Raw genomic sequence first — 18,529 nt, 5'->3', positions numbered from 1 at the left:
CGGCCCCGCAGGCAAGGCTTGGCGGTTTCTTTACCCGGTACGACCATATTTCATTTGCCTTCAGCAACCAAACTTCTCTATGGTTGCCCTAAGCAACGAACATCGCAGAGGAGGGCCGACGCCGCCATGGCCGCCCAGGAGCAGTACGAGGAGCTGGCCCGCCAGCTGAGCGCCGTCGCCGCCGTGCGGCGCGGCCTCGCCCGCGTGCTGCCGCAGGACTGCTCCCCCGCCACCGCCACCCTCCTCGCCCTGCTCAAGCAGCACGGCGAGATGCGGATGTCGCGGCTGGGCGAACTGCTGGACATCGACGCCTCGGTGACCAGCCGCCATGTGGCCTGCGCGGCCGAGCGCGGCTGGCTCGAACGCCGGCCCGACGTGCTGGACAAGCGGTCCCGGCTGATCGGCCTGACCCCCAGCGGCGAGGAACTGCTGCACGAGGTCTCCGTGCGCTACACGGAGACGCTCGCCGCCCGCCTGGGGGACTGGTCCGACGACGACGTCGGCCGGCTCGTCGGCCTGTTGAAGCGGTTCCGCGAGAGCGTCGGCGACTGCCGGCCGCGTGTGGCCGCGCTGCCCCACGCCTGACGTTGCACCTCCCCGTACACCGCACAAGAGCCCGACCACGAAAAGGAAGTCCATGACCACGTCCACACCAGCAGGTGTGCGGGACGCCTCCGAGATACCCGGCGACGCCTCCGGCCATCCGCCCATGACGCACCGTCAGATCATGGAGGCCCTCTCCGGCCTGCTGCTCGGCATGTTCGTGGCGATCCTGTCGTCGACGATCGTCTCCAACGCCCTGCCGGAGATCATCCACGATCTGCACGGCAGCCAGTCCTCCTACACCTGGGTCGTGACGGCCTCGCTGCTGGCGATGACCGCGGCCACCCCGCTGTGGGGCAAGCTCTCCGACCTCTTCAGCAAGAAGCTGCTGGTCCAGCTGGCCCTGGTGATCTACGTCGCCGGCTCGGTGGTGGCCGGACTGTCGCAGAACACCGGCATGCTGATCGCCTGCCGCGTCGTGCAGGGCATCGGCGTGGGCGGCCTGTCGGCCCTGGCGCAGATCGTCATGGCCGCGATGATCTCCCCGCGGGAGCGCGGGCGTTACAGCGGCTACCTCGGCGCGACCTTCGCCGTCGCGACCGTCGGCGGCCCGCTGCTGGGCGGCGTCATCACCGACACCGACTGGCTCGGCTGGCGCTGGTGCTTCTACGTCGGCGTGCCGTTCGCGATCATCGCGCTGGTCGTGCTGCAGAAGACGCTGAAGCTGCCCGTGGTGAAGCGGGACGTCAAGGTCGACTGGCTCGGCGCCTTCTTCATCACCGCCGCCGTGACCCTGCTGCTGGTCTGGGTGACCCGGGCGGGCAAGGACTACGACTGGCTGTCCTGGCAGACCTACACCATGGTCGGCGGCTCGCTCCTGCTCGGCGCGCTCTTCGTGCTGACCGAGGCCAAGGCGGCCGAACCGATCATCCCGCTGCGGCTGTTCCGCAACAAGACGATCGCCCTCGCCTCCTTCGCGAGCCTCTTCGTCGGCACCGCGATGTTCGTCGGCACGGTCTTCTTCTCGCAGTACTTCCAGCTGGCGCGCGGCGAGTCGCCGACGATGTCCGGCGTGATGACCATCCCGATGATCGGCGGTCTGTTCGTCTCCTCGACCGTCTCCGGCCAGGTCATCACCAAGACCGGCCGCTGGAAGGCCTGGCTGGTGTCGGGCGGCGCCCTGCTCACCGCCGGCCTGGGGCTGCTGGGCACGATGCGCTACGACACCCCGTACTGGCACCTGGCCATCTACATGGCGCTCATGGGCCTGGGCATCGGCATGATGATGCAGAACCTGGTGCTCGCCGCGCAGAACCAGGTCGCCCCCAAGGACCTCGGCGCCGCCAGCTCGGTCGTCACGTTCTTCCGCTCCCTCGGCGGTGCGGTCGGCGTCTCGGCGCTGGGCGCGGTCCTCGCCAGCAAGGTCCCGGACTACGTCAAGGACGGCCTGACCAAGCTCGGCCCCAAGGCCGCGGCCGCCGTGGCCCACGGCAACCCCTCGGGCGGCAGCATCCCCAAGCCCTCGACGATGCCCGGCCCGATCCGCGAGATCTTCGAGAGCGCCTACGGGCACGCGGTCGGGGACATCTTCCTCTACGCGGCGCCCTGCGCGCTGATCGCCTTCATCGTGACCCTCTTCATCAAGGAAGTCGCGCTGAAGAGCAACAAGCCGTCCGCCCCGGCGGACGCACAGCCCGCCGCCCAGGCGGACTGACCCCAGGACCCGGGGGCGTACGCGTCACGAGCGGAGACGCGTACGCCCCCGGCGGGACGGGAGCCCGAACGGCAAGCACGACTCCCGGACCACGGCCCCGGCGGCCGCTGCAACCCACACAACAGGCAGGGGACGGCCTGGGGCAGCGGCCACCGGGGCCGATGCTTTTCGCCGCGGTTGCCTGCCTACTGCCCTGACGTACCGCTGCCCGGACGGTCCCGCATGGTCTCCAGCCCCGCGATCACCGTGTCCAGGGCGAAGGCGAAGTCCCGCTCGCGCATCGCGGCCACCGAGTCGGCGGCGCGCGCCTGCACCATCCCCGCGGCCTCCTGGTAGGTCTCGGTGAACTCCGGCCCGGTGGAGACCATGTCCGTGACCTGCTTGAGGTACTCGTCCTCGGTGAGCCCCGCCGCGCGGCAGCGGTCCCGGTACAGCCCCTCGACGGTGCTGAACCCGTAGACGAACTGGAAGATCGCGTTCAGCGCCCCGCTCATCGCCTCCTGCCCCAGGCCGCTGCGCCGCATCACCAGCAGCGCGGTCTCGGAGAAGGCCATCGAGTGCGGGCCGATGTTGAGGTACCGGCCCACCAGCTGCGCCACCCACGGGTGGCCGACGAGCATGGTGCGGTACTCGGCGGCCAGCTGCCGGAGCTGGTCGCGCCAGTCGGCGCCCTCGTCGGCCGGGTCGGGCACCGCCATCTCGGCGCACACCTCGTCGAGGGCGAGCTCCAAGAGGTCGTCCTTGTTCTCGACGTACCAATAGACCGACATGGCGGTCACGCCCAGCTCCGCGGCCAGCCGGCGCATGGAGAACTTGGCCAGCCCCTCGGCATCCAGCAGCCGGACCGTCGTGGCGACGATCCGCCGCCGGTCCAGCCCACCGCCCGGGCCCTCGGACTTGCGCTTCGGAGCCGTCTTCCCGGCCAGCCACACACTGGTCCTGGGGTTGCCTGCGCGACTGCTTGCCATCTGCGCGCTCTCCCTCTCCGCTGCGCCCGCCGGTACGTACCCGATGCTAGGGCGTGTCCGGTGGGTCGGCACACGCCCCACCGGACACGCCCCGGCCCCGGCAGCCCGCCGGCTACGACCGGGCGCCCTCCCCCCGGCTCAGGTCGTAGAGCGTCGTACCGCCGACGGAGACCTTGGGGAAGTGCGCCTGGACCCAGGCGGTGATCTGCGCGGAGTACCCGCGCCCGCCCTCGCCGCGCCCGCCGCGCCCGCCGCCGCCGCGCTCCCCGCCGGTGGCGATGAAGTAGTGGATCTTCCCGTCCTTCACATACTTCTGGAACTGCCGCAACGTCGGCGAAGGATCGCTGCCGTTGAAGCCGCCCACGGGCATCACCGGCTCGCCGGTGGCCAGTTGGAAGCCGGCCGCGTTCTGCGAACCGACCGCCGCCGCGGCCCAGGTGTACGAACCGGCGTCCCGCTTCAGCGCGGCCGCCGCCGCGGCGCTCACCTTCTGACCGCCGAGCAGACCGCCCATGCCGCCGCCCATGCCGCCACTGCCGCCGCGCTGCTGCGGGCCGCCGGGACCACCGGGACCGCCGGGACCGCCGAAGCCGCCCGGACCGCCGAAGCCTCCGAGGCCACGGCCACCGGCCGCCTCCGGCTTCCCGGCCCGCTGCGCCTGGCCGCCCCACGCGCCGAAGCCGCCTGCCTGGCGTCCCTTCCCCTGCCGCTTGCCGCCGCCCGGGAAGCCCCCGTGTGCTCCCCGGACCGCGGGCCCGGCCGTCACGATCGATCCGCCGTGCGCGGTGTTCACCGTGTTCAGCGTGTAGGCGAGGGGCGCTGCCAGAGCGCTCGCCACCGCCAGCGCGCCCACGGCCCGCGCCGGAAGCTTGCTACCCGCACGCCGCACGGCCAACAGCCCCACCGCGGCCGCCACTCCGGCCGCGGGCACCACCCACCGCAGCCACGGCAGCCACTGCGGAGTGCGCTCCAGCAGCACGTACGCCCACACCGCCGTCCCGGCCGTCACCATGGCCAGCAGCACCGACGCCCACCGCTCCGTGCGCTCCCACAGCACCACCGCGCCGATGGCGACGACGGCACAGACGTAGGGGGCGAGCGCGATGTTGTAGTACTGGTGGAAGATCCCGGACATGAAGCTGAAGATCCCGAAGGTCATCAGCAGCGCCCCGCCCCACGCAAGGAAGGCCATCCTCCGCCGGGTGGCCACGGCATCGGCGGCGGTGTCCACGGCGTCAGCCGCGGTGTCCGCAGACTCCGCGGCCCGCTTGATCCGGCGCGTCAGCCACAGCCCCGCCAGCAGCAGCACGAAGGTCGCCGGGAGCAGCCAGGCGATCTGCCCGCCCATGTCCGAGCCGAAGAGTCGCCCGAGGCCCGTGTCGCCCCACCGGCCACCGCCGCCACCGCCGCCACCGGCCGGGCCGCCACCGCCGACGCTGCCGGTCTCGTTGCCGTTGATGCGGCCGAGCCCGTTGTAGCCGAAGGTCAGCTCAAGGAAGCTGTTGTGCTGCGAGCCGCCGATGTACGGGCGGGAGCCCTTGGGCCACAGCTCCACGGCGGCGACCCACCAGCCACCGGAGACCACCAGCACCAGCCCCGCCAGCAGCAGTTGACCCACCCGCCGCAGCGGACGGGTGGGGGCGCAGCAGGCGTAGAGCAGCGCCATCGGCGGCAGGATCAGCCAGGCCTGGAGCGTCTTGGTCAGAAAGCCCAGGCCGAAGCAGAGACCGGCGGCCAGCAGCCAGCCCGTCTTCGCCCCTTCCAGCGCACGCAGCACACACGCCACCGCGCACACCATCAGCAGGCACAGCAGCGCATCGGGGTTGTCGAAGCGGAACATCAGCGCGGCGACGGGCGTCAGCGCGAAGGCGGCGCCGGCGAGCAGTCCCGCCGCCCGCCCGGCGGAGCGGCGCACGGTCGCGTACAGCACGCCCACGGCGGCCACGCCCATCAGCGCCTCGGGCACCAGAATGGACCATGAGCCGAGGCCGAACATCCGCACCGACAGCGCCATCGGCCACAGCGAGGCGGGCGGCTTGTCGACGGTGATGGAGTTCCCCGCGTCCGACGAGCCGAAGAAGAAGGCCTTCCAGCTCGCGCTGCCGGCCTGTGCGGCCGCCGCGTAGAACTGGTTGGCGTAGCCCGAGGCCGCCAGGTCCCAGAGGTAGAGCGCGGCGGTCGCGGCCAGCAGCACCAGCAGCGCTGGCGAGGGCCGCGCAAGCCGTGGTCGTCGCAGTGGTGGGCGGGCGGTCATCGGGAACTCCCCTGTTCGTGGAACCGGTTGGACGAAAAGACCCAGGTGCGCAGCAGCAGGAAGCGCAGCGCCGTCGCGGCGAGGTTGGCGGCGACGAGCACCGACAGCTCGGTGCCGTGCGAGACCTCGCCGCCCGCCAGGTCCAGCGCGGCCAGCGATCCGCTGGTCAGCGCCAGGCCGATGCCGAAGACGACCAGCCCCTGCGCCTGATGCCGCACCGCCCGCTCCCGGCCCCGCACCCCGAAGGTCAGGCGGCGGTTGGCGGCGGTGTTGGCCACGGCGGTGACCAGCAGCGCCACGGCGTTCGCGAGCTGCGGCCCGACGGCCGTGCGCAGCAGCGAATACAGCCCGAGGTAGGCGAGCGTGGAGGCGACGCCGACCGCGCAGAAGCCCAGCAGCTGCCGGGCCAGCCCGCGCGGGACGCCCGGCACCGCGCGGTCGCGCGGGTCGTCGCCGAACGGCCGGGTCAGCCGGTCGAGCGGCAGCCGGCCGGTGGCCAGGGCCCGCCCGATGCGCCAGACGCCGCGCAAGTCGTCGGTGGCGGTGCGCACGATGTGCACGGAGCTGTCCGGGTCGTCGACCCAGTCCACCGGCACCTCGTGGATGCGCAGCCCGGCGCGCTCGGCCAGCACCAGCATCTCGGTGTCGAAGAACCACCCGGTGTCCTCGACCAGCGGCAGCAGCTGCTCGGCGACGTCCTTGCGGATGGCCTTGAAGCCGCACTGCGCATCGGAGAAGCGCGCCGAGAGCCCGGTGCGCAGGATGAGGTTGTACGCGCGGGAGACGAACTCCCGCTTCGGTCCGCGCACCACCCGCGAACCGCCCGCCAGCCGTGACCCTATGGCCAGGTCGGAGTGGCCGGAGAGCAGCGGGGCGACGAGCGGCAGCAGGGCGTTCAGATCGGTCGACAGGTCGACGTCCATATAGGCCAGCACCGGCGCCTCGGACAGCGACCAGACGGTGTGCAGCGCCCGCCCGCGTCCCTTCTGCTCCAGCCGTACGGCCGTGACCTCCTCGATCGCGTCGTCGAGCACGGCGGCGACCTCGGGCGTGCGGTCGGTGCTGGCGTTGTCGGCGATGGTGATCCGGAAGGGATACGGGAAGCAGTCCGACAGATACGTGTGGAGGCGGCGGACGCAGCTCTCCAGGTCGTCCTCTTCGTTGTGGACGGGGATGACGACGTCGAGCACGATCGCGCTGCCCCCGACGGGCGCGCGGGCCGGCAGCCCGCCCGAGACGGTCCGTTCCAGTGGTGGCTGGGTCATGGACCGACCCTTTCGGGCGCGGCTGTCCCGGCCGTATGCCGAAGCTGTGAGCGGGCTGTGCGTTTGCGGCCGGGTCGGCCGTATACCTGTCAGGCGACGTCAGGCGACGGGCAGTTCCACCCGGAAGACCGTCCGTCCCGGTACGCTCGCCACCGCCACCCGGCCCTTGTGCGCCTCCACCACCGCGCGCACGATCGCCAGGCCCAGCCCCGAGCCTCCCCCCGACGCGCGGGAACGCCCCGCGTCGCCGCGGGCGAACCGCTCGAAGACGTGCGGCAGCACCGCCTCCGGGATCCCCGGCCCGTCGTCCTCGACCTCCAGCGCCACGGGGGCGTGCGCCTCGGCCCGCACCCGGGCCGTCACCGTCGTGCCCGCCGGGGTGTGCGTCCGCGCGTTGGCCAGCAGATTGACCAGCACCTGCTGGAGCCTGGCCGCGTCGCCGCGCACCACGGCCGGCTCTTCCGGCACCTCCAGGCGCCACTTGTGATCCGGCCCGGCGACCCGCGCGTCGCTCACCGTGTCGACCACCAGCAGCGAGAGGTCGGCGTCCTCGGACGCCAGCGGCCGCCCGGCATCCAGCCGGGCGAGCAGCAGCAGGTCCTCCACCAGCCCGGTCATGCGGTGCGCCTCGGACTCGATGCGGCCGAGCGCGTGCCGGGTGGCGGGGCCGGTCTCCTCGCCGCTGCGGCGGGTGAGTTCGGCGTAGCCGCGGATCGAGGCGAGCGGCGTGCGCAGCTCGTGGCTGGCGTCGGCGACGAACTGCCGTACGCGCGTCTCGCTCTCCTGCCGCGCCGCCAGCGCCGAACCGACGTGCCCCAGCACGAGGTTGAGCGCGGCGCCGACCTGCCCGACCTCGGTGCGCGGATCCGCCTCCGACTCGGGCACGCGCTCGTGCAGCGCCACCTCCCCCGAGTGCAGGGGGAGCTGCAGCACCCGGGTGGCCGTGGCCGCCACGCGCCGCAGCGGTCCCAGGGCGATCCGTACGCTCGCCGCCGCCGCGATCCCGGCGGCGAGGAGCCCGGTGGCGCTGACGCACACCTCGACGAGGATGAGCGTGTCGAGGGTCTCCTGGGCGGCGTCGGTGGGGAGGCCGACGAGGTAGGCGGTGCCGTCGTGCGCGACGACGGACATCACCCGGTAGTCGCCGTGGCCCGGCACCTCCACGTCGTGCGGCCTGCCGTCCCGGGCCGGACGGGCCAGGGCGTCGCTCTGCGCGGCGGTGAGCGGCTCCAGCTTGGGGAAGCCGGGGCGCTCGCTGTCCGGCTGGGTGCTGACCGCAGCCTCGGCCACCTGCCCGCCGTCCGTGACGATCGCCCCCACCGTGCCGATGGGCTGGCCGCCGCCGCGCAGGAAGCGCAGCGGGTCGCTGCCGTACGGGTCGTCGGGGCGCTGCCCGTCGTGCCCGTCGTGCTGTCCGCCGTGCGGCCCGGCGGCCCGACGGGCCACCTCGCCGAGCTGCGTGTCGAGCTGCCCGTAGAGATAGCTGCGCAGGGCGATCGTGGTGACCGTGGCGATCACCGCGCAGACGACGGCGACGAGGGCGACCGTGGAGAGAACCAGCCGGGTCCGCAGCAGGCGGGGGCGGCGCCTCACGCGAAACGCGTGGGGCGCGTGGGACGGGACTGCTGGGGGCGCTGCGGCGGCTGGGCCACCTGGGCCGGCCGGTAGGGCTGCGACTGCGGCTGCCGGGGGCGCAGCACCGGCGGCTGGTCGGACTGCCGGGGCTCCGGCGGCTGCGCCGACTGGGCCGGCTTGATCAGATAGCCGACGCCCCGCCGGGTGTGGATCATCGGCTCCCGACCGGCGTCGATCTTCCGGCGCAGATAGGAGATGTAGAGCTCGACGACGTTGGCCTGCCCGCCGAAGTCGTAGGACCACACCCGGTCCAGGATCTGCGGCTTGCTGAGCACCCGGCGCGGGTTGCGCATCAGGAAGCGCAGCAGCTCGAACTCGGTGGCGGTCAGATGGATCTCGGTGCCGCCGCGGGAGACCTCGTGGCTGTCCTCGTCCAGCACCAGGTCGCCCACCCTGAGCACCGACTCGCTGCGCGGCGCCACCGCCCGCGACCGGCGCAGCAGCCCGCGCAGCCGGGCGACGACCTCCTCCAGGCTGAACGGCTTGGTGACGTAGTCGTCGCCGCCGGCCGTCAGACCCGCGATCCGGTCCTCGACGGAGTCCTTGGCGGTGAGGAACAGGACGGGGACGTCCGGCTGCGCGCGGCGCAGCCGGCCGAGGACGGTCAGCCCGTCCACGTCCGGCAGCATCATGTCGAGGACGACGGCGTCCGGCCGGAAGTCCCGGGCGGCGGTGGCCGCTTCGGCGCCGTCCGCGGCCGTCCGCACTTCCCAGCCCTCGTAGCGCAGGGCGAGGGTGAGCAGATCGGCGAGCGGCGCCTCGTCGTCGACGACCAGTACTCGTACGGGGCTTCCGTCGTCGTGCAGCAGCTGCGTGCGCCCGTGGGGCGAGGCCATGGTCATGGTGACAGCGTGACGGCGGAGCGTGAGAAGCCGCTTTCCGCTTCCTGTGAATCGTCTGAGAATCCGCCGGCCGGGACCGCGCCGCGGCCGGCTCCGGATACGCCACAGGCCCGGTACTTTCGTACCGGGCCTGTGGTCAGAGTAGCGGGGACAGGATTTGAACCTGCGACCTCTGGGTTATGAGCCCAGCGAGCTACCGAGCTGCTCCACCCCGCGACGGTCGAGACACCGAATCCCACGAATGAGAAACGGCTTCTCGGCTGTGCGCTCGGCAGGATTCGAACCTGCAACCTCTTGATCCGTAGTCAAGTGCTCTATCCGTTAAGCTACGAGCGCTCGGCTTCCCGGCGGTTTTTCTTGCCGGTCGGCGTTGCGGGAACAACATTACATGAACCTCGCCCTGAGGCGAAATCCGTTCCCCAAACCATCTCTGAGCTGCGGAAACGCCGATTCGCCAAGATCCGCTCGGCCGGAGATCCGGGAACGCACCGACAAGATCCGAGAACGCAAAAGCCCCGGCCGCCCAAAGGACGACCGGGGCTTTGCGTACTGCGGAGGCGGAGGGATTTGAACCCTCGATGGGCTTTAAGGCCCAAACCGCATTAGCAGTGCGGCGCCATAGACCGGACTAGGCGACGCCTCCAGCACACCCGCGTGCGCGGGTGTTGCGTGTGCAGATGATGACACAGCCTCGCGGCTCGTCACCAATCGCACCCTACGGTACCGGGCCTTCGGGGCCTGGGGCAAAGCCGTTCCCGGCGCGCAACGCGGGGCGCCCCGGAGCGTTAGTGGTGGCGAGGGGTCCGGCCGCATCCGCCGGCCGCCCGGCCCCGCACCGCTCCCACCCCAGGAGTCCCTGATGTCTCTGCGTCATCTCGCTCTGGCCGCGGCGCTGGCCCCGGCCCTCTTCGCCGCCCCCGCCGTCTCGGCCGCCCCGCTCCCCCTGGCCGGCGAGGAACTCTCGGGCGACCACCTCACGGTCACCGTCACCGACAGCGGCGCCTTCGACGGCACCTACGAGCTGTACTGCCACCCCGCGGGCGGCACCCATCCGCACGCCAGGGCCGCGTGCGAGCAGCTGGACAAGCAGACGTCCTGGGGCAGGGACCTCTTCGCGCCCGTACCGCCGGACCAGGAGTGCACGATGATGTACGGCGGCCCGCACCGGGCCCATGTGACGGGCACCTGGGCGGGCCGCCCGGTGAAGGCGGACTTCAGCCGGGTGAACGGCTGCGAGACGGCCCGCTGGAACAGGTTCTCCAGCCTGCTCGGCTAGCGGCCGGCCGGCGGCGGATCCGCGCCGCGCGGCTCCCGGAAGAGTCGAAGGACTCGCCGAAGATTCCTCCGGAAGGATCTCCCGGGAGCCAGGACGAAGGCTGACACGAGGGGCATGTCCGGCCTGCGGCAAGACGCCCCGGAGCGGCCCGGCGGCGGGCCCGCGCGCACCCGTCATCCGCAGTGGCGCCCGCTTCGACAGCCCGTAGACTGCCCCTCAATGACCCGCCACGGGGCGGTACAAACCACCCGAAGCGGTCTGCAAGGTAGCGGTAACCAGGGAGGAAGCGTCGTCGTGAGCAGCAGGCCATCCCGAGGCGCTGCTCGCCTCGCAGCCATACTCGACGCCCTGCCCGATGCCCTGTTGCTGGTGAATTGCAACGGCACCGTGGTCAACGCCAACCACATCGCGCTCGAGACCTTCGAGGTGCCCGGCACCGGGCTCGTCGGGCGCGGTCTGCTCGACCTGCTCCCGGAGTTCGACTCCCGGCGCATCCCCGGCGGCCTGCGCCCGCCGCGGGACGACCCGGACGCGGGGCGCACCCGGCCCACCCGGATGATCGCCCGGCGCACGGACGGCACCCAGTTCCCCGTCGAGGTGACCAGCGCCAACCTCGAGGACGGCCGGACGCCCTACGCCGACCCGCACGCCTCGTCCCCCAACGACGAGCTGCTCATGCTGGTCGTCCGCGACCTCACCGGCACCATGGACACCGAGGCCGAGCTGGCCCGTTCGCAGCGCCAGACCGAGATGATCCTGCGCGCGGCGGCCGAGGGCGTGGTCGGCGTCGACACCGCGGGCAAGGTCGTGCTCGTCAATCCGTCCGCCGCGCAGATCCTCGGCTACCGCGCGAGCGACCTCGGCGGCCGCGAGCTGCACCCGCTGATCCATCACTCGCGCGCGGACGGCTCGCCGTTCCCCTACGAGGAGTCGCCGATCGCGGACACGCTGCGCTCCGGGCGCAAGCACCGGGTGCGCGGCCAGGTGTTGTGGGCCAAGGACGGGCGCGCGGTGCCGGTCGACCTGACGACGGCCCCCGTGCGCGACGGCGATCAGCTCGTCGGCGCCGTGATGACCTTCACCGACCGCCGCCCGTACGACGCGCTGGCCGCGCGGCACGCGCAGCTGGTCGCGGTGCTGGACGAGGCGCTGCGCGGCCCGCTCGACCAACTGCGCGCCGAGCTCGGCACCCTGGCCGACGACCCGGCCGGGCAGCTGTGGCCCGAGGCCAACCAGATCCTGCACCACCTCGCCGCCGGGTACGCCCGGATGACGACCCTCGTCGACAACGTACTCGCCTACCAGCGCCTGGACGGTGGCCAGACCAAGCTCGTCCGGGAGATGGCCTCCCTCGACGAGGTCGTGGCGGCCGGTGTCGAGGGCGCGGTCGAGCTGATCGGGCCCGGCAGGGCGCAGTTCGCGGTGCACGCTCCCGCGATCGAGGCGGAGGTGGACGCCGAGCGGTTCGCCCAGGCGCTGGCGCATCTGATCGCGGACGTGGCGGGGGTCGACTCGACCGGTTCCGCTTCTGCTTCCGCTTCTGCTTCCCCGGCCGCTTCCGGCGACTCGACGATCGTGGTCGCGGCGGCGCAGCGAGGCGAGGTCGTACGCATCGAGGTCCGCGGGCCGTACCCCGGCGGGGACCCGGTGCACGGGCCCATCGTGCGGGGCATCGTCCGGCGGCACGGGGGCGTCGTGCAGACGCACGACGTGCCGGGCGGATCCGGCGGCCAGGCGTACGTGCTGGAGGTGCCTGTCTCGGCGGAGAGCGGCCCGATGCCGGGTTCGGGTGCGACGGTGGAGCGGCGCGGGCCGGACACCGAGAACATGACGACCGTCATGCCGATGCCGACGCAGCGGGGCCGCGGTACGCAGGAGGCGGCGGCTTCCGCCGCGCCCTCCGCCGCCGATCCCGCCACCGCAGAGCAGCAGCCGACCGGGCGGCGGCGCGGCCCGGCCCGGCCGGAGGAGGAGCCGGGCGGCGAGGCGCGCGGCCTGGTGCCACAGCAGGCCACGTCGGCGCCGACGGGCCGCCGGGCCCGCCGCGAGGGCGGGGCGCCGCGTGCGGCGGCCTTCGCCCTGCCGCCCGCGGAAGCCGACCGCACCCCGGATGCGGCCCCGACCGGCCGGCGGGCCCGCCGCACGACGGTCCCGGGCCAGGCCGCGCCCGACGCCCCGCGCACGGCCTTCGCCCTCCCTCCGGCAGACGCCGACCGCAAGCCGACGCCGGATTCCGCTTCCGATTCCGCTTCTGCTTCCGCCGGTGCTCCGGCCCCGGCCGACGGCCGGCCGAAGCAAGCCCCGGAGCCGGGCCCGGCCGAAGGCCACCCCGCCGCGGCCCCGGCCGAAGGCGCCCCGGCAGCCGCACGGCCCGCCCCGGCCGTCCCCGCACCCTTCGCCTTCGCCCCCGGCGCACCGGCAAACGACGGCAACGCGACGCCGACCCCCGACCGGCCCGCCCAGGCAGTCCCCGGGGCTCCGGCCGCAAGCAACGGCAACGCGACACCGGCCCCCGACCAGCCCGCCCGTACGGCCTTCGTCCCCGGCGCACCGGAGGGCACCGACGCGGCCGGCTCACCCCTGCCCGCCCAGGCCGGTGTTGCGGGTGAGGCCTCGGCCGACAACCAGCCCGCAGGTCCGGCCCCGGCCGACGGCCGGCCCACCCCGGGCACGGTGAACGGCCACCCCGCCCCGGCCACGGGCCAGCAGCCGCCCACCCCCGCCGGATACGGACACCCCGCCGCAGCCCCGGGGGGCACCCCGCCGGCGGCTGCCCGGCAGCACGATGCCGACGGATACGGGCACCCTGCCGCGGCTCCGGCCCCGTCCGGCCGCACGGCCTTCGCCCCCGGCGCACCGGAGAGCGGCACCGGCCACCCCGCCGCGGCCCCGGCCGAAGCCGCCCCGGCAGCCGCACGGCCCGGCCCGGACGGGACGCCGGCGGACAACCGGCCCACCCAGGACGGCTACGGGCACCCCGCGGCCGCCCCAACCCCGCCCGTCCGCCCGGATTTCGCCGCGGAAGGCCAGGCGAACGGCCACTCCGGCGCACCCGCCGCCGCAGGCCCCGTACCGGCAGCGGCACCGGCTCCCCAGGCCGGGCCCGCGCAGCCCCTCCCGCCCGCGGAGGGCGCCGCGCCCACCGGGCGGCGGCGGGCCAGGCGGGCGCTCGCCGAGGAGCCGGGGGCGCAGAGCGGCGGCGAGGCCGCGGCCGCGCGGCCGATCAGTGTGCGCATGCTCGGACAGGGGCCCGGCGCCGGCGACACCCCGCCGGGCGGGACGCCCTCCGCCGGTTCCGGGCGCCGTCGCAAGCTGGCCAACCCCGCCGAAGGCGACCCCGACCGCGAGCGGGAGCTCGAGGCGCAGGCGGCCGCCGCACCGCCCCCCACCGCACCCGCCGCCCGCCCGCACCCGCCGGCCGGGCCCGAGGGCAGGGCCTTCGCCATAGGAGCACCGGACGACGGTGCCGAGGGGCCCGAGCCCCTCGACGGCCCCAACGGGGCAGTGGAGGTCGTGGAGACCCCGCGCCCGGAGGCCGTGCGCCCGCCGATGGACGACGAGTTGCCGCCCGAGCCGCTGGACAATCCTCGCCGTCTGCTCGTGTGGCCCGCTCCGGACCCCTCCACGCAGCAGGCGCTGACCGACCGCGGCTACCGCCCGGTGATCGTGCACTCGCGCGAGGAAGTGGACGCGCAGATCGCCGCCTACCCGGCCGCGCTGTTCGTCGACCCGCTGACCGGCCCCATCACCCGGACCGCGCTGCAGGCGCTGCGCCAGGCGGCGGTGGCCGCCGAGGTCCCGGTGCTGGTGACGGCGGGCCTCGGGCATGCGACGCGGGAAGCGGCGTACGGCGCCGACCCGGCCGTCCTGCTGAAGGCGCTCTCCCCGCGCGACAGCGAAATGCACCCGCCCCGCGTGCTGTTGATCGAGGAGCACGAGCCGATCGCGAACGCGCTGACGGCGACGCTGGAGCGGCGCGGCATGCACGTGGTGTGCGCGGCGACGGACGCGGAAGCGGTGACGCTGGCGGCGCAGACCAGCCCGAACCTGGTGGTGATGGACCTGATGCAGGTCCGCCGCCGCCGTGCGGGCATCGTCGACTGGCTGCGCGGCAACGGCGCGCTCAACCGCACGCCGCTCGTCGTCTACACCTCGGCCGACATCGACCCGGCGCAGCTCCCGCGCCTGGCCTCGGGCGAGACGGTCCTCTTCCTCGCGGAGCGCTCGACGAGCGCGGAGGTCCAGGGCCGCATCGTGGACCTGCTGGCGAAGATCGGCACCAACTAGCGCGCGTCCGATGGGCTCCGGCCCGTCGGACACGCCCTAAGCGACCGGCCCGGCCACGGCTCCGGCGGCGGCCGGGGCGTCCGTACCGGTCAGCCGCCGCGCGGCCGTCCGCACGGACTGCCGCAGCCGCGCCATGTCGTCGTCCGTCTCGCCGACGAGCACCCGCCGCATCTGCGGCTGCACCGTGGACCACGAGGCCAGGGCGATCAGCAGGAAGAGCAGGTCCGGCGCCGGGATGCCGGCGCTGATCACGCCCTTGGCCTGCGCCTCCTCGAAGGCGGCGGCCTTGCGCGCGTAGTGCCGCCTGCGCTCCTCCTCGTGCGGGATGCCGCCCGTCCCGTACTCCAGCCCCTCCCAGAAGACGAGGCGGACCAGCTCGGGGTGGGCTGCGTGGTAGTCCATGAGGCGGTCGATCCAGCCGTCCGGGTCCTCCGCGTCCACGGGGATGGCGACGGCCAGCTCCATCAGCCGCTTCTCCAGGACCTGGGAGAAAAGCTCGGCCTTGTTCCCGTAGTAGGCGTAGATCAGCTGCTTGTTCGCCCTGGCCTCGCGGGCGATGCGGTCGATCCGTGCCCCGGCGATGCCGTACGCGGCGAATTCTGCGGTGGCCGCCGCGAAGATACGGGCCTTGGTGGCCTCGGGGTCCCTGACTGCTCCCATGGGGAACAGCGTAACCAACTATTCGGTTGACACCGTCCGCACCGGTCTGCGAGATTCACAACCAACCGGTTGGTTGAAATGCGCCGAACACCCAGGGGGAACCTCCAACACCATGACCGCCACGACGAAACGACCGAGCACCACGGCGACCACCACCCCGGCGGAAAGCACCGCCGACACCGGCGGCGGCCGCAGCCCCGCCGTCCTCCTCGCGGTCATCGCCCTCTGCACGGCCGTCACCGCCGCCAACATCTACCTCGCCGCCCCGCTGCTGGGCCTGATCGCCCGCAGCTTCGGCGTCGCGCCCTCCGCCACGGGCTGGATTGCCTCCATATCCCAACTCGGCTACGCCATAGGCCTGTTGTTCTTCGCACCGCTAGGCGACACCGCCGACCGGCGGCGGCTCGTCGCGGTCCTGTCCGGCCTCGCGGGCGTGGCGCTGATCGCCGCGGGGCTCGCGCCGGGGCTGCCCGCGCTCGCCGCGGCCGTCCTCGTGGCGTGCGCCGCCACGGTCGTACCCCAGCTGCTCGTACCGCTCGTCGCCGAGCGCGCCCCCGCCGACCGGCGCGGGCGGCACGTGGCGGCGGTCGTGGCCGGGCTCTTCACCGGCATCGTCGCGGCCCGCGTCCTCGGCTCGCTCGCCGGGCAGGCGTTCGGCTGGCGCGCGGTCTTCTTCGGCGCGGCCGCCCTGACGGTGGCCGTCGGCCTGCTGACGGCGGCGCTGCTCCCTGCGGAGACGCGCCCGCGCCGCGCCTCGCACCCGCTCAAGGCCATCGCCGGGCTGCCCCGCCTGCTCGCCGGCTCGGCGGACCTGCGTGCGGCCTGCCTGCGCCAGGGCGGGCTCTTCGGCGCCTGGAGCTCGCTGTGGACGACGCTGGCCCTGCTCCTGACCGGGTCCGGCCCGTACCACCTGTCCACCGGCACGGCGGGTCTCTTCGGCCTCTTCGGCCTCACGTCGACCGCCGTGGCCCCGGTCTCGGGCACCCTCATCGACCGGTTCGGGCCGCAGCGCGTGGTGACGGCCGCGTACGGGCTGGCGGCGGTGTCCGTACCGCTGTTCTGGCTCGGCGGTCACCAGCTGTGGGCGCTGTGCGCGGGCGCGGTGCTGATCCACGCAGGCCTGATGTGCGGTCAGGTCGCCAATCAGACGCGGGCCTTGGCGGCCACTGCCACTCCGGCGGCCGCCAACACCACTTACGTGGTGGCGGCGTTCATCGGTGGCGCCTCCGCCTCCGCCCTCGCAGGCCCCGCCTTCGACCACTGGGGCTGGAACGGCGTCTGCGCGATCGCGGTCGCGTCGGTGGTGATCGGATGGACCGGCGGCCTGCTCGCCGGACCGTCCAAGGCCCGGGCGGCCCGCGCCTGAACGGCCGGTGGGGCCGGACGGCAGCGCCGCCCGGCCCCACCCCACCGCGCTACCCCAGCGTCGTGACGACCAGCTCCCCGTCCGCGTACCGCTTGCGCAGCGCCTTCTTATCGAACTTGCCCACCGACGTCTTCGGCACCGACGGCACCAGCGCCCAGCGCTCCGGGAGCTGCCAGCGGGCGACGCGCTCGCTCAGGAAGGCGCGCAGGCCCTCGTAGTCGACGACCGAGCCGTCGCGCAGGACCACCGCGGCCAGCGGACGCTCGCCCCACTTCTCGTCCGGTACGGCCACCACGGCGGCCTCCGCGATCTCCGGGTGGGCCATCAGGTGGTTCTCCAGCTCCACCGAGGAGATCCACTCGCCGCCGGACTTGATGACGTCCTTCGCCCGGTCGGTGAGGGTCAGGAAGCCGTCCGGAGTGATCGTGCCGACGTCGCCCGTGCGCAGCCAGCCGTCCGCGCTGAACTTGTCCTCGGGCCGGTGCGGTTCGCCCTTCGCGCCCCCGTGGTAGGCGCCCGCGATCCACGGCCCGCGCACCTCGAGCTCGCCGGCCGACCGCCCGTCCCAGGGCAGGATCTCGCCGCCGGGCCCGGCCAGCCGGGCCTCCACGGAGGCGGGCAGCCGTCCCTGGGTGATGCGGTACGGCCACGCCTCCTCCGCACCCAGCCCGGCGGGCGGATAGGCGACCGTGCCCAGCGGCGAGGTCTCGGTCATGCCCCAGGCCTGGACGAGCCGCAGCCCGTGCCGCTCCTCGAACGCCTTCATCAGCGCGGGCGGGCACGCCGAACCACCGCTGATGACCGTGCGCAGCGACGACACGTCGCGCGGCCGTGCGTCGAGCTCGCCCAGCAGGCCCTGCCAGATGGTGGGCACCCCGGCGGTGACCGTGGGCCGCTCGGCCTCGATCATCGCCGCGAGCGGTGCGGGCTGCAGGAAGCGGTCCGGCATCAGCAGCGAGGCCCCGGCCATGAACGCGGCGTGCGGCAGCCCCCACGCGTTGACGTGGAACATCGGCACGACCGGCAGGCAGACCTCCGCCGGGGTGAGGCCGAAGGAGGCGGCGGCGTTGACCTCCATCGCGTGCAGGTAGACCGAACGGTGGCTGTAGACCACGCCCTTGGGCTCGCCGGTCGTCCCGGAGGTGTAGCACAGGGCCGCGGCCTGCTTCTCGTCCAGCTCCGGCCACGGGTAGTGGTCGCCGGGGTGGTCCGCGATCAACTCCTCGTAGGAGTGCACCCGCGGGCGGCAGCCCTCCAGCAGCGACAGGTCGCCGGGGCCGGAGACCACCACGTGCTCGACGCAGTCCAGGCCCGGCAGGAGGGGCGCCAGCAGCGGCAGCACCGATCCGCTGACGATGACGACCCGGTCCGCGGCGTGCCGCACGATCCACACCAGCTGCTCGGCGGGCAGGCGGAGGTTGAGCGTGTGCAGCACGGCGCCCATGGAGGGGATCGCGAGATACGCCTCGACATGGTCGCCGTTGTTCCACATCAGGGTGCCGACGGGCTCGCCCTCCGCGACTCCGAGCGCCCGCAGCGCGTGCGCCAGGCGCGTGGCGCGGACGCCGATCTCGGCGAACGTGCGGCGCTCCGGCTCGCCGTCGCCTGTCCAGGTCGTCACCTCGGCGCCGCCGTGCACTCTGGCGCCGTGAGCCAGAATCCGTGAAACGGTCAGCGGTACGTCCTGCATCGTGCTCTGCACCGGGAGCCTCCCCATTC

At 73.7% G+C, this 18,529-nt stretch carries 11 protein-coding genes, 3 tRNA genes and 1 pseudogene; 5 read left to right on the top strand and 10 right to left on the bottom strand.

Features of this window, described 5'->3' with window-relative positions; genetic code table 11:
- Nucleotides 1-126: 126 nt before the first annotated feature.
- Together FHS39_RS15995 and FHS39_RS15990 are read left to right on the top strand one after the other, a co-directional pair.
- Nucleotides 127-585, top strand: a complete 459-nt coding sequence (locus FHS39_RS15995) for a MarR family winged helix-turn-helix transcriptional regulator (RefSeq protein ID WP_184350011.1) — start codon at nt 127-129, stop codon at nt 583-585.
- A gap of 124 nt (nt 586-709) precedes the next feature.
- Nucleotides 710-2,257, top strand: a complete 1,548-nt coding sequence (locus FHS39_RS15990; protein WP_484600449.1) for an MDR family MFS transporter — start codon at nt 710-712, stop codon at nt 2,255-2,257.
- A gap of 185 nt (nt 2,258-2,442) precedes the next feature.
- Here the strand turns inward: FHS39_RS15990 and FHS39_RS15985 are convergent, their stop codons facing one another.
- From FHS39_RS15985 to FHS39_RS15950, 8 genes and pseudogenes are all read right to left on the bottom strand, one after another.
- A complete protein-coding gene (locus FHS39_RS15985) occupies nt 2,443-3,225 on the bottom strand; it encodes a TetR/AcrR family transcriptional regulator (RefSeq protein ID WP_184350009.1) in 783 nt (260 codons plus the stop codon).
- 112 nt (nt 3,226-3,337) lie between these two features.
- The gene (locus FHS39_RS15980) at nt 3,338-5,479 is read right to left on the bottom strand and encodes an ArnT family glycosyltransferase (protein ID WP_184350008.1); all 2,142 of its coding nucleotides are present in this window, start codon (nt 5,477-5,479) and stop codon (nt 3,338-3,340) included.
- Nucleotides 5,476-6,744, bottom strand: coding sequence for a bifunctional glycosyltransferase family 2/GtrA family protein (locus FHS39_RS15975; RefSeq protein ID WP_184350007.1), 1,269 nt, complete (start codon nt 6,742-6,744; stop codon nt 5,476-5,478). The genes FHS39_RS15980 and FHS39_RS15975 overlap by 4 nt, the downstream gene beginning before the upstream one ends.
- 99 nt (nt 6,745-6,843) lie before the next feature.
- A complete protein-coding gene (locus FHS39_RS15970; RefSeq protein WP_343069600.1) occupies nt 6,844-8,337 on the bottom strand; it encodes a sensor histidine kinase in 1,494 nt (497 codons plus the stop codon).
- Nucleotides 8,338-8,483: 146 nt separating this feature from the next.
- Nucleotides 8,484-9,221: pseudogene (locus FHS39_RS15965) on the bottom strand (response regulator transcription factor); the annotation flags it as partial.
- A gap of 142 nt (nt 9,222-9,363) precedes the next feature.
- Nucleotides 9,364-9,437: transfer RNA gene (locus FHS39_RS15960), tRNA-Met, on the bottom strand.
- Between the two features lie 47 nt (nt 9,438-9,484).
- Nucleotides 9,485-9,557: transfer RNA gene (locus FHS39_RS15955), tRNA-Arg, on the bottom strand.
- A 216-nt stretch (nt 9,558-9,773) separates the two neighbouring features.
- Nucleotides 9,774-9,864: transfer RNA gene (locus FHS39_RS15950), tRNA-Ser, on the bottom strand.
- A 216-nt stretch (nt 9,865-10,080) separates the two neighbouring features.
- On the opposite strand from FHS39_RS15950, the gene FHS39_RS15945 reads away from it, so the two are divergent.
- Both FHS39_RS15945 and FHS39_RS15940 read left to right on the top strand, forming a co-directional pair.
- Nucleotides 10,081-10,497: an SSI family serine proteinase inhibitor gene (locus FHS39_RS15945; RefSeq protein ID WP_184350005.1), complete on the top strand. Its 417-nt coding sequence runs from the start codon at nt 10,081-10,083 to the stop codon at nt 10,495-10,497.
- A 294-nt stretch (nt 10,498-10,791) separates the two neighbouring features.
- Nucleotides 10,792-14,784, top strand: a complete 3,993-nt coding sequence (locus tag FHS39_RS15940) for a PAS domain-containing protein (protein WP_184350004.1) — start codon at nt 10,792-10,794, stop codon at nt 14,782-14,784.
- Between the two features lie 36 nt (nt 14,785-14,820).
- Here FHS39_RS15940 and FHS39_RS15935 read toward each other — a convergent pair whose 3' ends face one another.
- Complete coding sequence (locus FHS39_RS15935; RefSeq protein WP_184350003.1) at nt 14,821-15,444, bottom strand: TetR/AcrR family transcriptional regulator; 624 nt, start codon at nt 15,442-15,444, stop codon at nt 14,821-14,823.
- Nucleotides 15,445-15,556: 112 nt separating this feature from the next.
- Here FHS39_RS15935 and FHS39_RS15930 point away from each other — a divergent pair, with 112 nt between their 5' ends.
- Nucleotides 15,557-16,810 (top strand): MFS transporter, encoded by a 1,254-nt coding sequence (locus tag FHS39_RS15930; RefSeq protein WP_184350002.1) that lies wholly within the window; start codon nt 15,557-15,559, stop codon nt 16,808-16,810.
- Between the two features lie 49 nt (nt 16,811-16,859).
- On the opposite strand, the gene FHS39_RS15925 is transcribed toward FHS39_RS15930, so the two are convergent.
- Nucleotides 16,860-18,512 (bottom strand): long-chain-fatty-acid--CoA ligase, encoded by a 1,653-nt coding sequence (locus FHS39_RS15925; protein ID WP_184350001.1) that lies wholly within the window; start codon nt 18,510-18,512, stop codon nt 16,860-16,862.
- Between the last annotated feature and the right edge of the window lie 17 nt (nt 18,513-18,529).

Source organism: Streptomyces olivoverticillatus, from assembly GCF_014203555.1.
In the GTDB taxonomy this organism is placed as follows: domain Bacteria; phylum Actinomycetota; class Actinomycetes; order Streptomycetales; family Streptomycetaceae; genus Streptomyces; species Streptomyces olivoverticillatus.
The sequence above is the reverse complement of the archived record's forward strand: the minus strand, read 5'-3'. Positions and strand labels throughout refer to the sequence as shown.

Bases quoted from the DNA above. Each gene is read 5' to 3' on its own strand.
- FHS39_RS15995 (WP_184350011.1), top strand. From the start codon at position 127: ATGGCCGCCCAGGAGCAGTACGAGGAGCTGGCCCGCCAGCTGAGCGCC.
- FHS39_RS15990 (WP_484600449.1), top strand. From the start codon at position 710: ATGACGCACCGTCAGATCATGGAGGCCCTCTCCGGCCTGCTGCTCGGC.
- FHS39_RS15985 (WP_184350009.1), bottom strand. From the start codon at position 3,225: ATGGCAAGCAGTCGCGCAGGCAACCCCAGGACCAGTGTGTGGCTGGCC.
- FHS39_RS15980 (WP_184350008.1), bottom strand. From the start codon at position 5,479: ATGACCGCCCGCCCACCACTGCGACGACCACGGCTTGCGCGGCCCTCG.
- FHS39_RS15975 (WP_184350007.1), bottom strand. From the start codon at position 6,744: ATGACCCAGCCACCACTGGAACGGACCGTCTCGGGCGGGCTGCCGGCC.
- FHS39_RS15945 (WP_184350005.1), top strand. From the start codon at position 10,081: ATGTCTCTGCGTCATCTCGCTCTGGCCGCGGCGCTGGCCCCGGCCCTC.
- FHS39_RS15935 (WP_184350003.1), bottom strand. From the start codon at position 15,444: ATGGGAGCAGTCAGGGACCCCGAGGCCACCAAGGCCCGTATCTTCGCG.
- FHS39_RS15930 (WP_184350002.1), top strand. From the start codon at position 15,557: ATGACCGCCACGACGAAACGACCGAGCACCACGGCGACCACCACCCCG.